We start from the raw sequence: 11789 nt of genomic DNA, 5'->3' as shown, positions 1-11789 counted from the left end.
GGTTAGCGGGAACCCCGCACCAGCCCGAAGAGCCGCCCAAAGATGCCTTCGCCGTCTTCCCCTATGCCGTCATGGTGGAAGTCGTCCGTGACCCAGGTTTGAAGCCCACGGACTGCCGCGGCGGTTTCCATTGAGAGGTCATGGTCCACGTAGATGTCGTCCTTGTAGACGGCGGCTGCAACTGGAACCTTGTTGACCGCCAACTGCTGGTGGTCGTACAGGGGACACCAGTCCGACTTGGCAGCCAGCAAGGCAGCTACGTCGTGGAGCGGGATCAGTGCCGGATCCTGTTCGAAGTACCAGGGGTAGACCATTTCTCCGGTGAGCAAGGGGGCCTCTGCTCCCGGCTTGAACTCCGGAAATTCTTCCAGCACGCGCCACGCTGCCCAGTCCGTGGCCTCGCCCTGCCCGTAGATCGATTCATGGAGGACCGCGTACAAGGGATTCCCTGCGCGGCTCACGAAGCTCCGCACTTGCTCCAGGAACACTTCCGACAGGCATTCGCCCAAAGGTGTTTCGATGAAAGCGTCCTCCAGGAGGTAGTGCAGGGAGTCCACCCGGGTGTTGCCGCCAAGGAACGATCCCACCATCTGGAACCGCTCGGGCGTCAGCCGTTCTCCGCTGGCCAGGAACTCCTCATGCTGTTCGAGGTGGCGGACGATCCTGGTGACAGTTTCGCGGTCTTCCGGATACCAGGCGAAGTACTCCGCGTTCCGCTCCGCCACCCGCCGGAAAGTGGCACGGTACACGCGCTCGGCCGGGCCGTGCAGCGGAGCAAGTCCTCCAGTGATGAGGACCTCCCGCAGCCCTTTCGGGGCGAACGACAAATAGGTCAATGCGCAGAACCCACCAAAGCTCTGGCCAAGCACTGACCATGGTCCGGAATCCAAGGCGTGCCGGATGAACTCGGCGTCAGCCACGATCGAATCAGCCCGGAAATGCGTCAGGTAGTCAGCCTGGGCTGCGGCGTCACCGCGGAGCGCCAAGGACTGTCGCTCCACAGGAGTGGAAAGGCCCGTGCCGCGCTGGTCCAGCATCAGGATCCGAAAATCCTTGGCCGCTGCCTTCATCCAACCTGAAAGGGACGTGACGCGGTTCCCGCGCCCGCCAGGCCCTCCTTGGAGGAACAGCAACCATGGAAGTTTGGCGGCCTCCTCCTCTGAGTGATCGGTGGAGGAATACTCCCGTGCGAACACAGTGATTGTTTCGTCGGTGGTCTGGTCATCCATGGCGGATTTAGCCGAACCGTGGTCCAGGGGGACCGTGAAGTAGTGCTCGGTGGTTCGGAGGCCTCGAAATTCGTGCCGGGCGCGGATGCGGTGAGCGTCAGTCAGGGCTCGCGTCTCAGCCATTGGCAAGAGCCTTGTTGATTGTGCTGGCATCTGCTCCGAACGCTTCCAGCGCCTCGCCGGTGAGCCTGAACGTAGACCACTCCTCCATGGGGAAGGCGCCAAGGTTCTTATAGAACTTGATGGACGGCTCGTTCCAGTCCAGGACGCTCCATTCCACCCGGGCATAGCCGCGTTCGACGGCGGTCGCGGCCAGATGTTGCAGCAGCGCCTTGCCGTGGCCCTCGCCACGCGCGTCCGGAACGACGTAGAGGTCTTCCAGGTAGATGCCGTGAACACCTTCCCACGTTGAGTAATTCAGGAACCACAGGGCAAAGCCCTGCACTGTACCAGCAGCATTACAGGCCATGCTCGCGTACACCCGCGGGTTCTCTCCGAACAACGCCTCGGTCAGCAGCTCCGGGGTATTCCTGACGGCGTCGGGTTCCTTTTCGTAGATCGCAAGATCGTGGATCATGCGCAGTATCGCGGGAACGTCTTCAACGGTGGCAGGGCGGATTACACTCATGCATCAGAGCTTACTAGGGGCCGGGCTTACCGGGGGTCGGCCCCCTACCGCCAACGTAGCGCGGAGGAACCGTACGTGGCGGGCGGTCCTTGATAACGAACGGGAACACCATCCACCATGATGGGCGGGCCGACGTACCGGAGACGGCCGTAGGGGCTGTCTACCTCCTGGTAGTCGGGCTCTGGCAGCTCGACGTCAGTCCCGGTGCCCGCCGGAAGGAGAAGGAGCTCTTCCGCTGTCCGGGCCAGCGAAAGCCGCGCCGTTCCGCCACGTCCCGTACCCAGTCGCTGGGTCAGCAAAGCGAATACTGCCGCTGCAAGGCCATAACCCGTGGCGTGATCCAGTGTCTGCACGGGTAGCGCGCCAGGCCTCCACCCGCCGTCGTCGAAATGGCCATATCGATCAGCTATGCCGCATGCTGCCTGCACCAGGCTGTCAAAGCCACGTCGCCGCTGCCAGGGACCTCCGTGGCCCCATGCGCTCAAGGCCACCACTACGAGATCGGCGCGGCGCAGCAGCAGCGCGTCAGCGGTCAATCCAAAACGATCCAGCCCGCCGTCGCGATACCCCATGACCACCACGTCTGCCGTCTCCAGGAGACCCATGAACGCAGCCAGATCGTCCGGATCCCGGAAGTCTGCTTCGGCGCTGCGCTTGTCAAAGCCTGCGTCAATGAAGGCGTCTGTCAGCTCCGGAAGGTGCACAGGGTCTATCCGGAGGACGTCCGCGCCCAAGGCTCCAAGGAGCCGGGTTGCTACGGGGCCGGCAATGACGCGGGTCAGGTCAAGGACTTTGAGACCTGTCAAAGGACGGTCTGGAACCACGGAAGGAACCCACGACGACGGGCGGCTCGTATCCGTGGATGGTCCCAGGTTATCGAAACTGATCCACGGCCCCTCACTGGCCGCTTCAAACATGGGAGCGGCTGCCCACTCGTCCCTGGTACGGACGGAGGCAGCTACGCCGTTGTTGCCAGTAATAAGGTCTTCGGCTTCCAAAGACGTCATGGCCAGTAAGGCGCGGTCCACATCGGCGGGCTCGCTGGCCGAAACCGCCTCCATGAGCCGGGCGGCATGGTGTGGGTAGTTGGCGTGGAGGCGGATCCAGCCATCAGCGGTTCTTCGAAAACCGGACAAGGGAGCGAACCCTTCGGGTTTCTGGCCACCTATCCGCAGGTGCCCCAGGGAATCGAACGCAGCCGCCGTGGGTCCGGCGGCGACAGAATACCTGAGCGTCGTTCCCGTCAAGGCGTTCAGTGCCGTAGCTGCAGCCCGCACCGCGCCCAAAGCCAGGCCTTCCACGTCCAGTGCAGGAACGCCATCTGCGGAGGCCCACCATCGCCGCGATCCGGTCCAAGGAGCTGTAGGTTGCGCGCTCATTACCTTCAGCGCCCGCAAGCTGCTGCCGAGATCAGGGACCAATTCCATGGGGGGCCTCCTCAGCCGGTTGACCCTAAGCCGATTGATTTAGAGCCGTTTGACCGTGAGCGGATTGGCTTAGAGCCGGTTGACGTTCGTCACTCGAACCACGGCAGTGCCTGTCTCATCGGAAGCCGCGAGATCGACATCGGCAGAGATGCCCCAGTCGTGGTTTCCGGCGGGGTCGTCGAAGATCTGGCGGACCCGCCATGTGCCGGGTTCTTCGGTGATGATAAGCAATCCGGGCCCACGGGCATCGGGGCCCGTGCCGATGTCATCGTGTTCATCGAAGTAGTCGTCCAGAACCTCTTCCCAGCGTTCGGCGTCCCAGCCGGCGTCGGCGTCCAACTCACCCAGCGCGGCAGAGTCTTCGTCCGCGAAGAGCTCCACCCTGCGGAACATCTCGTTCCGGACCATGACCCGGAAAGCCCTGATGTTCGTGGTCAAAAGCGGCGGCGGTGGCGGGGGAGCGTCATGTGGTGTTGGCGTAAGTCCTGAGGTGAGCTCCTCCCACTCATCAAGGAGGCTGGAGTCCACTTGCCGGACAAGTTCACCCAGCCAGGCGATGAGGTCTTCAAGGTCCTCGCGCAGCAGGTCCTGGGGCACGGTCTGCCTGAGTGCACGGAATCCATCCGCCAAGTAGCGCAGGACGATGCCTTCGGAGCGGGCCAGGCCGTAGAACTGCACGAACTCTCCGAAGTTCATGGCACGTTCATACATGTCGCGGATGATGGATTTGGGCGCCAACTCGAAGTCGCCCACCCATGGGGCAGCCTTTCGGTACACCTCGAAGGCTTCACCGAGGATCTCCGCCAAGGGCATCGGGTACGTCACGTCGTCGAGCATGGCCATGCGCTGGTCATATTCGATGCCGTCAGCCTTCATGGCGGCAACCGCCTCGCCACGGGCCTTCTTCTGCTGCGCAGAGAGAATCTGGCGTGGCTTCTCCAACGTGGCCTCGATAACCGAAACAACGTCCAGCGCATACGATGGCGACTCTGGATCCAACAGTTCCAGCGCGGCAAGCGCAAACGGTGAAAGCGGCTGGTTGAGGGCGAAGTTGGCCTGCAGGTGGACTGTCAAGCGGACAGAACGGCCTTCGGATTGTTGTTCGTCTTCCGGAATGCGTTCAACCACACCCGCGGCCAGCAGTTCGCGGTAAATGCCCAACGCCTTCTTCATGAGTTTCAACTGCGCAGGGCGCGTCTCGTGGTTTTCGCTGAGCAAGCGCCGTGTCGCCTGGAAAGGGTCACCGGGGCGTTCCATAAGGTTAAGGAGCATCGCGTGGGTGACCGTAAAGCTCGATGTCAGGGGCTCCGGAACCGACTCCACCAGCCGCTTGAAGGTTGATTCACCCCAGGAAACGAAACCTTCCGGTGGCTTCTTCTTGACCACTTGGCGAAGCTTCTTCTGATCGTCGCCGAACTTTGCCGTTGCCTTTGCCATGGCCTTGGCATTCTCCACTACGTGATCCGGTGCCTGGACCACCACGGTGCCGGCGGTATCGTATCCTGCGCGACCAGCCCGGCCGGCAATCTGGTGGAACTCACGCGGGTTGAGCACCCGGGTGCGTACGCCGTCGTATTTGCTCAAGGCCGTCAACAGAACCGTGCGGATGGGCACGTTGATGCCTACGCCCAGGGTGTCAGTGCCGCAGATGACCTTCAGGAGCCCGGCTTGTGCCAGTTGCTCCACCAAGCGGCGGTACTTGGGCAGCATGCCGGCGTGATGGACGCCAATGCCATGGCGGACCAGCCGGTTCAGTGTCTTTCCGAAGCCCGCGGCGAACCGGAAGCCTGCGATGAGCTCTGCGATGCGGTCCTTTTCTGCCCGGCTGCACATGTTGATGCTCATCAGGTTCTGGGCGCGTTCAATCGCTTCTGCCTGGCTGAAGTGCACAACGTAGACGGGGACCTGCTTGGTGGAGAGCAGCTCTTCCAGGGTCTCGTGAACCGGCGTGAGGTGATAGTAGTAATGCAGTGGAATTGGACGCTCCGCAGAGCTGACGGTAGTGGTGGGCCGCCCGGTGAGCTCAGTGAGGCCGGCTTCGAAACGGCTGACGTCGCCCAGCGTCGCGGACATGAGCAGGAACTGGGCCTGGGGGAGTTCAAGCAGGGGAACCTGCCAGGCCCATCCGCGCTGGGGATCGGAGTAGAAGTGGAATTCATCCATGATCACAGCGCCAAGCTCCGCGGAAGCTCCCTCGCGGAGGGCAATATTGGCCAGGATTTCGGCGGTGCAGCAAATAATCGGCGCATCCTGGTTTACACCGGAGTCACCCGTAATCATGCCAACGTTTTCGGCACCGAAGATATCGCAGAGCGCGAAGAACTTCTCCGAGACCAAAGCCTTGATGGGGGCGGTGTAGTAACTGCGTTGACCACGGGCCATTGCCTCGAAGTGGGCCGCAATGGCGACAAGCGATTTGCCCGAGCCCGTGGGCGTAGCCAGGATGACGTTGGCGCCGGAGGCGAGCTCCATGATGGCCTCGTCCTGGGCAGCGTACAACTGCAAGCCGCGGCTTTCTGTCCACTCAACGAACCGCGTATAGATCTCGTCCGGACCCAACGGGTTGGAGGGGGTGGAACCAGGGAGCTGCTCAAGAAGTTTCATTGGTTTCCAGCTTAGTGCCCGGACGGTTTAGGCTCGCCCCAGCACTGCAGCCAAACGCAAGGAGCCTTATATGAGGTGGGATCCGTCCAAGTATGTGGAGTTCGGCAATCACAGGGACAGACCGTTCCATGACCTGGTGGCCAGGATCCAGGCTGAGTCGCCGCGGAAAGTGGTGGATCTTGGATGCGGCCCCGGTAACCTCACAGCCACGCTGGCTGTTCGCTGGCCTGATGCCCGCGTGGTCGGCCTCGATTCCTCCGGCGAAATGCTTGCGAAGGCAGCTGGACGGGCCCGGAATTCTGCCAACCTGGAATTCGAGCAGGCGGATATTGCTGACTGGCAGCCTGACCAGGAGACCGACGTCGTAGTAACCAATGCCGCGCTCCAGTGGGTTCCCGGGCACCAAGCCATGCTCGGTCACTGGCTAAGTGCACTTAAACCGGGCGCATGGTTCGCCCTGCAAGTGCCGGGAAACTTCACATCCCCTTCGCACACGCTCATGAGGGACCTCGCCGAGTCACCCAAATGGTCCTCCCGCCTCGGCGGCGTTCTTCGGCATGAGGGCATTGTGGGCAGTCCAGCGGACTACCTGGGTATTATGCTCGACGCCGGCTGTGCAGCTGACGCTTGGGAAACCACCTACCAGCAGCTGCTGCCGGGCAAGGACCCGGTACTTGAATGGGTGCGGGGCACGGGACTGCGGCCCGTCCTGGCCGCCTTGTCTCCCGGCGACGCCGCCGACTTCGAGCAGGAATACTCTGCTTTGCTGCGTGAGGCGTATCCGGCCACAAGCCACGGGACGGTGTTCCCGTTCCGCCGGATCTTCGCGGTGGCCCGGAAAGACCTATGAGCCGCCAAGACCTGTTGCCGGTCGTAGCAATTAAGTTTCCAGCCGTCGGTGGCTTGTACCCTTTCCGCGTCGCTGGTCTAATTCTCGGCATGGACCATGGACGCTTCATTCAGCAGCAAACGCCCGCATGGGTCCCGGCGCCTGGCCGGTGTTCGCGATGACTGCCATGGACGGCTTTCCCGGGAACTGGCGCCCCAACACCAGCAGCGGAGTTGCCCTTTTTGAGCAGCTGAGGCTGCGCATCATCGAACTGGCAGACTCCGGGGTCCTCGCAGTTGGAGCGAAGCTCCCTCCGGTTCGCAACCTGGCGGGCGTGTTGGATGTTGCCCCACATACCGTGGCCCGCGCCTATAAGGAACTGGAGACTGCTGGCGTCGTCGCTACGAGGGGACGCAACGGCACCATCGTGTGTGCCCGGGATGACCGCTGGGGCGCGCTTGCGGAAGTCGCCGCCCAGTATGCTGCTGCGGCCAAAGCCCAAGGAGCGTCATTCGCGGAAGCTGTGCAGCTTCTTGCGGCCGCATATGACGCTGATTGATACCGATCAGTAGCATGTGAGGCACGACATGGAAATTCGAAGAAGTTTTCGATTAGCATTGGTAGGTGCCCAAAGCCTTAGCTGAAGATGCAGCCATCAATGCCCTGAAGAGCGTAGCCGTCGTTCCCGATACCAAGCCCACCAGGCCGGACCTGTCCCGGTTGGTAGTCAAGGGCGCACGTGAACACAACCTGCGCAATGTAGATCTGGACCTCCCCAGGGATGCGATGATCGTGTTCACGGGCCTTTCAGGTTCGGGCAAGTCCTCCTTGGCGTTCGATACGATCTTTGCCGAGGGACAGCGGCGGTACGTGGAATCGTTGTCCGCCTATGCCCGCCAGTTCCTGGGCCAGGTGGACAAGCCGGATGTGGACTTCATTGAGGGCCTGTCGCCGGCGGTGTCGATCGACCAGAAATCCACCAGCAAGAACCCTCGTTCCACCGTGGGCACCATCACGGAAATTTACGATTACATGCGTCTGCTCTGGGCGCGCGTAGGCCGCCCGCACTGCCCTGTCTGCGGCGAGCCCATCGCCCGGCAAACCCCGCAGCAAATCGTTGACCAGCTGTTGGAACTGGAAAAGGGCACACGATTCCAGGTTCTCGCTCCCGTAGTTCGCGGCCGCAAGGGCGAGTTCGTGGACCTCTTCAAGGAATTGACGGCCAAAGGCTATTCGCGCGCCCGGGTGGACGGCGAACTCGTCCAGCTCAGCGAGCCGCCCAAGCTTGGCAAGCAGTTCAAGCACACCATCGAGGTGGTAGTGGACCGCTTGGTGGTCAAGGAAGACATCAGCCAGCGGCTTACCGATTCCATTGAAACTGCCCTGGGCTTGGCAGAAGGCCGGGTGCTGATTGAGTTCGTGGACCTTGAGGCCGGGGACCCCGCACGTATTCGTGCCTTCTCCGAGAACCTCGCGTGCCCCAACGAGCACCCCCTGGCCATCGATGAAATCGAGCCACGCTCTTTCTCGTTCAACAACCCCTTTGGCGCCTGCTCAGCGTGCAGCGGGATTGGAACCAGGCTTGAAGTGGACGAGGAACTGATTGTTCCCAATCCCGAGCTTTCCCTGGCACAGGGCGCCATCGCTCCCTGGTCCCTGGGCACCGCAACCACCGAGTACTGGAACCGCCTTCTGGAGGGCCTGGCCCACGAACTCGGCTTCTCCATGGACACCTCGTGGGAAAAGCTCCCCAAGGATGTCCGGGAACACCGTGCTGCACGGCAAGGACCACAAGGTAGTCGTCCAGTATCGGAACCGGTTCGGCCGGGAACGCAAGTACAGCACCGGCTTTGAAGGTGCCATCCAGTATGTGCACCGCAAGCACGGCGAAACCGACTCGGATTGGGCGCGGGACAGGTACGAAGAGTACATGCGCCAGATTCCCTGCCCCGAGTGCAACGGCGCACGGCTCAACCCTGCCTCGCTGTCTGTGTTGATCAATGGCAAGTCCATCGCTGAAGTAGCGGCCCTTCCCATGCGTGAATGCGCATCGTTCCTGGGCAGCCTGACCCTGACCGACCGCGAGGCGCAGATTGCCCACCAGGTCCTGAAGGAAATCCAGGCCCGCTTGACGTTCCTTTTGGACGTGGGACTTGAATACCTGAACCTGGAACGTCCCTCCGGGACCTTGTCCGGCGGTGAAGCCCAGCGCATCCGCCTTGCTACGCAAATTGGTTCCGGCCTCGTGGGAGTCCTCTACGTCCTGGACGAGCCATCCATCGGCCTGCACCAACGCGATAACCGCCGCTTGATCGAGACGCTGACCCGCCTGCGGGACCTCGGCAACACCCTGATCGTGGTGGAGCATGACGAGGACACCATCCATGAAGCAGACTGGGTGGTTGACATTGGACCCGGCGCGGGCGAGCACGGCGGACAAGTGGTGCATTCAGGTACATACAAGGACCTGCTGGAGAACAAGGAGTCCTTGACGGGCGACTACCTGTCCGGCCGCCGCAAAATCGATATCCCGGCCAAGCGCCGCAAGTACGACAAAAAACGTGAGTTGAAGGTTGTCGGTGCCAGGGAAAACAACCTGGACAATGTGGATGCCACGTTCCCGCTGGGGCTCTTCACGGCAGTGACGGGCGTCAGCGGTTCGGGCAAGTCCACGCTGGTGAACGAAATCCTTTACAAGGTCCTCGCCAACAAGCTCAATGGCGCCAAGCAGGTTGCCGGACGGCACCGGAGCGTGAATGGCCTGGAGCACCTGGATAAGGTGGTCCACGTTGATCAGAGCCCCATCGGACGCACACCGCGCTCCAACCCGGCAACGTACACAGGCGTGTTCGACAACATCCGGAAACTGTTTGCTGAAACCACCGAAGCAAAGGTCCGCGGTTACCAGCCCGGGCGCTTCTCGTTCAACGTCAAGGGCGGCCGCTGCGAAGCATGCTCCGGAGATGGCACGTTGAAGATCGAAATGAACTTCCTGCCTGACGTCTACGTTCCCTGTGAGGTGTGCCACGGCGCCCGCTACAACCGTGAAACCCTTGAAGTGCATTACAAGGGAAAGACGATCGCCGACGTCCTTAACATGCCCATCGAGGAAGGCGCTGACTTCTTTGCTGCCTTCACGCCCATCGCGCGGCATCTGAACACCTTGGTAGACGTGGGCCTGGGCTACGTCAGGCTGGGCCAGCCAGCCACAACCCTGTCCGGTGGTGAAGCGCAGCGCGTGAAGTTGGCCGCAGAACTCCAGAAGAGGTCCAACGGCCGCAGCATCTACGTTCTGGACGAACCCACTACCGGCCTGCACTTCGAGGACATCCGGAAGCTGCTCATGGTCCTCCAGGGGCTGGTGGACAAGGGCAACACCGTGATCACCATTGAGCACAACCTGGACGTCATCAAGTCCGCGGACTGGATTGTGGACCTCGGGCCGAACGGTGGTTCAGGTGGAGGCAAAATCGTCGCAACGGGCACACCTGAGCAGGTTGCCAAGTCCACTGACAGCCACACCGCGACGTTCCTTGCGGAAATTCTGCGGTAACTGTCGGACTGCCTCGGCCGGACGCCCAAAGAATATCCTCGGCACGGCAGAAGTATTCCAGTAGCGGCATGCGAGTTTCAGGCATGCCGCTACTCGTGAGAAACTAACCCGGTGACTCAAACAACGGTGCCCGTAATTTTCGATCTGGACGGCACCCTTGTCGATCCAGCCGGCGGTATCACAGGAGGAATATCCGCGGCCCTGCGCGAAATGGACCTCCCGGTTCCGGAACAGGCCGTGCTGAACGCCATGGTTGGCCCCAAGCTCAGCGATGCACTCCTGCATTTAGCGAATGTCCCGGCGGAATTGGTCGATGAAACCATCACCCGCTACCGGCGGCATTACAGGGAAACAGGTATTGCCCAGAGCAAGTTGTATCCGGGAATCTTCGACCTCCTTGAATTCTTCGCCGAAACAGGGCGGGCCGTCGCCGTCGCAACCCAGAAGCCCCAAGGTATTGCCCGGATTGTCCTTGAGCATCACGGTATTGCGGATTTCTTTGTGTCCATTAGGGGAGCTGCCGACGACGAATCGCTGGCGGCCAATTCGGCGTCCGGCAAGATCGAGATTGTTGGCGCAGCCTTGGCGGATCTCCACTCCCAGCCTGCTGTGATGGTGGGAGACCGGCACCAGGACGTTGCCGGAGCAATGGCCAACGGCCTGGATTGCATTGGGGTCCGTTGGGGCTTCGCTTCGGACGGCGAGTTGGAGGAAGCCGGTGCGGTCGCCGTGGTCGGCACCGCCCTTGAGTTGCGAACCAAAATTGAAGAACTTGACGCTGTCCGCGCGGCGGCCCTGAGCGAGGTACAAAACGATGGCAGTCTTTGATGCGATCCGCTGGACTACACGTGGACTGATCTCCAGCACGTGCCGGCCCACGGTCATTGGACTGGAGAACGTACCCAAGGACGGCCCGTTCATCGTGGCGCCGAACCATCTCTCGTTCCTGGACAGCGTGATTGTCCAGGCGCTCATGCCTCGTCCAGTGGCGTTCTTCGCCAAGGCGGAGTATTTCACCACCAAAGGCGTTAAGGGCGCTGTGATGAAGTCCTTCTTCGAAGCCGTCGGTTCCATCCCGGTGGAACGTGGTGAACAGGCAGCTAGCGTGCAGGCGCTGAAGACGCTGCTGGACATCCTGGAGTCCGGGAAGGGCATTGGAATCTACCCGGAAGGCACCCGGTCCCGCGACGGCATCCTGTATCGCGGCCGGACCGGCGTCGGTTGGTTGGCACTCACCACGGGCGCACCCGTAATTCCCGTGGGGCTGATAGGCACGGAGAAACTGCAGCCAGCGGACAAGAACGCGGTCCGTCCCCAGCACTTCACCATGAAGGTTGGCGAGCCGCTCTACTTCGACAAGACGGGCCCGGACCATTCCCTTCCTGCACGCCGCCAGGTGACGGACAAGATCATGGATGCCATCGCTGCCCTCAGTGGTCAGGAACGGTCCACAAGCTACAACCAAAGCAAGTCGGTGGACTGAGCGGTTGGCGCTGGCTGTCGGTCCAGTTCACTAGAC

At 61.6% G+C, this 11789-nt stretch carries 8 protein-coding genes and 1 pseudogene; 5 read left to right on the top strand and 4 right to left on the bottom strand.

What is annotated here, in order from left to right; genetic code table 11:
- Positions 1–2 precede the first annotated feature (2 nt).
- The 4 genes from ACTAQJ_RS03765 to ACTAQJ_RS03750 form a co-directional block, all read right to left on the bottom strand.
- Complete coding sequence (locus ACTAQJ_RS03765) at positions 3–1352, bottom strand: alpha/beta fold hydrolase (protein WP_498700798.1); 1350 nt, start codon at positions 1350–1352, stop codon at positions 3–5.
- Complete coding sequence (locus ACTAQJ_RS03760; protein WP_498700796.1) at positions 1345–1857, bottom strand: GNAT family N-acetyltransferase; 513 nt, start codon at positions 1855–1857, stop codon at positions 1345–1347. Before ACTAQJ_RS03760 ends, ACTAQJ_RS03765 begins: the two co-directional genes overlap by 8 nt.
- A 44-nt stretch (positions 1858–1901) precedes the next feature.
- The gene (locus ACTAQJ_RS03755; RefSeq protein ID WP_498700794.1) at positions 1902–3284 is read right to left on the bottom strand and encodes a CoA transferase; all 1383 of its coding nucleotides are present in this window, start codon (positions 3282–3284) and stop codon (positions 1902–1904) included.
- Positions 3285–3353: 69 nt separating this feature from the next.
- Positions 3354–5888, bottom strand: a complete 2535-nt coding sequence (locus ACTAQJ_RS03750) for a DEAD/DEAH box helicase (protein WP_498700791.1) — start codon at positions 5886–5888, stop codon at positions 3354–3356.
- A gap of 70 nt (positions 5889–5958) precedes the next feature.
- On the opposite strand from ACTAQJ_RS03750, the gene ACTAQJ_RS03745 reads away from it, so the two are divergent.
- The 5 genes and pseudogenes from ACTAQJ_RS03745 (at position 5959) to ACTAQJ_RS03725 (ending at position 11753) form a co-directional block, all read left to right on the top strand.
- On the top strand, positions 5959–6738 hold the full coding sequence (locus tag ACTAQJ_RS03745) for a trans-aconitate 2-methyltransferase (protein ID WP_498700789.1): 780 nt from the start codon (positions 5959–5961) through the stop codon (positions 6736–6738).
- A gap of 157 nt (positions 6739–6895) precedes the next feature.
- Positions 6896–7276, top strand: a complete 381-nt coding sequence (locus tag ACTAQJ_RS03740) for a GntR family transcriptional regulator (RefSeq protein ID WP_431120231.1) — start codon at positions 6896–6898, stop codon at positions 7274–7276.
- Between the two features lie 65 nt (positions 7277–7341).
- Positions 7342–10270: pseudogene (uvrA, locus tag ACTAQJ_RS03735) on the top strand (excinuclease ABC subunit UvrA).
- Positions 10271–10381: 111 nt separating this feature from the next.
- On the top strand, positions 10382–11098 hold the full coding sequence (locus ACTAQJ_RS03730) for an HAD hydrolase-like protein (RefSeq protein WP_498700787.1): 717 nt from the start codon (positions 10382–10384) through the stop codon (positions 11096–11098).
- Entirely contained in the window at positions 11085–11753 is a 669-nt protein-coding gene (locus tag ACTAQJ_RS03725) for a lysophospholipid acyltransferase family protein (protein ID WP_431115199.1), read from the top strand. The genes ACTAQJ_RS03730 and ACTAQJ_RS03725 overlap by 14 nt, the downstream gene beginning before the upstream one ends.
- The last annotated feature ends 36 nt before the right edge of the window (positions 11754–11789 follow it).

This window comes from Arthrobacter sp. alpha11c (assembly GCF_054149985.1).
Note: the sequence above shows the minus strand (reverse complement) of the source record. Positions and strands in the feature narration are given on the sequence as shown.

Bases quoted from the DNA above. Each gene is read 5' to 3' on its own strand.
- ACTAQJ_RS03765 (WP_498700798.1), bottom strand. From the start codon at position 1,352: ATGGCTGAGACGCGAGCCCTGACTGACGCTCACCGCATCCGCGCCCGG.
- ACTAQJ_RS03760 (WP_498700796.1), bottom strand. From the start codon at position 1,857: ATGAGTGTAATCCGCCCTGCCACCGTTGAAGACGTTCCCGCGATACTG.
- ACTAQJ_RS03755 (WP_498700794.1), bottom strand. From the start codon at position 3,284: ATGGAATTGGTCCCTGATCTCGGCAGCAGCTTGCGGGCGCTGAAGGTA.
- ACTAQJ_RS03750 (WP_498700791.1), bottom strand. From the start codon at position 5,888: ATGAAACTTCTTGAGCAGCTCCCTGGTTCCACCCCCTCCAACCCGTTG.
- ACTAQJ_RS03745 (WP_498700789.1), top strand. From the start codon at position 5,959: ATGAGGTGGGATCCGTCCAAGTATGTGGAGTTCGGCAATCACAGGGAC.
- ACTAQJ_RS03740 (WP_431120231.1), top strand. From the start codon at position 6,896: ATGACTGCCATGGACGGCTTTCCCGGGAACTGGCGCCCCAACACCAGC.
- ACTAQJ_RS03725 (WP_431115199.1), top strand. From the start codon at position 11,085: ATGGCAGTCTTTGATGCGATCCGCTGGACTACACGTGGACTGATCTCC.